This window comes from Amaricoccus solimangrovi, from assembly GCF_006385685.1.
GTDB classification, from domain to species: Bacteria; Pseudomonadota; Alphaproteobacteria; order Rhodobacterales; family Rhodobacteraceae; genus Amaricoccus; species Amaricoccus solimangrovi.
The window spans coordinates 1-2,160 of sequence record NZ_VFRP01000085.1; the positions used below are offsets into that span (position 1 = coordinate 1).

Below are 2,160 nucleotides of genomic sequence, written 5' to 3' on the forward strand. Positions count from 1 at the left end.
TTTCTGGCTGTTTCCCGGGCGCGGGCTCCGCTCAGGCGGCGCCGAGCGCCTCGGCGTGGAAGTCCTCGCGATAGGGCTTCGCCGTCGCGGGAAATTCGCGCCTCGCGTCAGGCGAGAACCGTCGCGACCTTTTGCGCGGATGCTCCGCCGATCTCGGCGAGCGCGACGCTTCGACCAAGCTCCAGCGACCGGGCGGCAGCCTCGGCGAGCGCCAGCGCGTTCACACCATCGTCGAGCGTGACCGGCACCGCCGCGCCGCCTTCCAGCCCGGCGACGAAAGCCGCCCACTCGGCGGCGTAGGCGCGCATGTAGCGCTCGAGGAAGAAGAACTCCGGCTTCGCCGCGACCACGCCGGAGGTCGTAGCCTTCGTCACCGTGTTCTCGATCACATTGCCCGCCGAAAGCAGCCCCTCGGAGCCGAGCAGTTCGACGCGCTGGTCATAGCCATAGACCGCCCGGCGGCTGTTCTTGATCACCGCGATCCGTCCGTCGGCGTAGCGTAGCGTCACCACCGCGGTGTCGACATCACCCGCCGCGCCGATCGCCGGATCGACGATCGAGGTGCCGGTCGCGCTTACGCTCTCCGGCGTGCCACCCATCAGCCAGCAGGCGGTGTCGAAATCGTGGATCATCATGTCGCGGAACAGACCACCCGAGACCTTGATGTAGCTGACCGGTGGCGGGGCCGGGTCGAAGGAGGTGATCGAGAGCAGCTCCGGCTTGCCGATCTCGCCCGCGTCGGCCGAAGCCTTCAGCGCGGTGAAGTTCGGGTCGAAGCGGCGATTGAAGCCGATCATCACCGGCCTGCCGGAGCCCGCCACCGCGCGCTGACAGGCCTGGGCGCGGGCGAGGCTGAGATCCACCGGCTTCTCGCAGAGCACCGCCTTGCCGGCGGCGGTGGCCGCTTCGATCAGGTCGGAATGGGTGTCGGTGGAGGTGGCGATCAGCACCGCCTCGATCGCGGGATCGGCGAGGATCGCCTGCGTGTCGCGTGCCTCGGCCCCGTATTCGGCGGCGAGCTTCGCGGCGGCCTCGGCGTTCACGTCGGAGACGGCGACGAGCCGGCTGCCCGGATGGGCGGTGATCGCCTTCGCATGGACCTGTCCGATGCGCCCGGCGCCGAGAAGACCGATGTTGAGCAAGATGTGACTCCTTGAGATCCGCCCCGAGGGGCCGGGTGATGTCAGAGGGTGAAGGCGGCGCGGAAGTCCTCGAGCGCCTGTTCGGGATCGCCCGAGGCGAAGGCTTCCATGCCGACCGGGCCGCGATAGCCCATCGCGTCGAGCGCGCGGGCGATGGCGGGATAGTTGATCTCGCCAGTGCCGGGCTGGGCCCGGCCCGGCACATCGGCGACCTGGATCTCGCCGATCCAGGGCAGGCAGAGGCGGCAGAGCTCGATCAGGTTCCCCTCGCCGATCTGCGCGTGATAGAGGTCTAGGTTGAGCCTGAGGCCCGGCCGGTTCACCGCCGAGACCAGCGCGAGCGTGTCCTCGGCACGGCCGAAGGGCACACCGGGGTGGTCGACCGGCAGGTTGAGGTTCTCGAGAGTGAAGGTGACGTCCATCTCCTCGGCGAGATCTGCCACGCGCTCCAGCGTGTCGCGCGCCTTGAGCCACATCGCGCCGGTTACCGTCTCGCAGGGGACGACCGGCAGCCCACCCTCCCCGAGCCCCGTGCCGTGCAGGTTGAGCCGCGCGACGCCAAGCCGCTTGCCGACCTGGGCGGTCTCGCGGGCGGTCGCGAGCAGCTCCGCCGCGCCTTCGTCGTCGGAGAGACGGCCGCGCAGATAGCCGTTCATGATCGAGAAGGTCGCGCCCGAGCGCTCCAGCATGGCGAGGTCATGGTCGGGCCAGTTCCAGAGGCCCACCTGGAAGCCCATCTCGGTGAGGCGCCTGACGCGCCATTCCATGGGCTTCTCCTGCCAGATCATCTCCGCGCAGGCAGCCAGCGTAAAGGTTTGGGACATTGTTCGGATCTCAAAAAACCTGCTCGTCGAAAGTCTCGACACGGCATTTGTTGAAAGTGACGCGGACCGAAGCGCCGAGGGCCCAGGGTGGCTCGGATTCTTCGCCGCGCGGGGAGAGCTCGATCCAGTCGTAGCCGAGTTCGCGCACCTTGCGCGGGATCTCCTCGAGCGGGAGATGGCGGTGCATGAAGGGG

At 68.6% G+C, this 2,160-nt stretch carries 2 protein-coding genes and 1 pseudogene; all 3 read right to left on the bottom strand.

Annotation, left to right across the window (positions count from 1 at the left end):
• Positions 1-107: 107 nt before the first annotated feature.
• Positions 108-1,142 (bottom strand): inositol 2-dehydrogenase, encoded by a 1,035-nt coding sequence (iolG, locus tag FJM51_RS23255; RefSeq protein ID WP_140456467.1) that lies wholly within the window; start codon positions 1,140-1,142, stop codon positions 108-110.
• A 41-nt stretch (positions 1,143-1,183) separates the two neighbouring features.
• Positions 1,184-1,966 carry a TIM barrel protein gene (locus FJM51_RS23260; RefSeq protein WP_140456468.1) on the bottom strand — a complete coding sequence of 261 codons (783 nt, stop codon included), beginning with the start codon at positions 1,964-1,966 and terminating at the stop codon, positions 1,184-1,186.
• A gap of 10 nt (positions 1,967-1,976) precedes the next feature.
• Positions 1,977-2,160, bottom strand: a pseudogene (locus tag FJM51_RS24650) (hypothetical protein); the annotation flags it as partial.

Coding starts and splice junctions, on each gene's coding strand:
- FJM51_RS23260 (WP_140456468.1), bottom strand. CDS start 1,966: ATGTCCCAAACCTTTACGCTGGCTGCCTGCGCGGAGATGATCTGGCAG.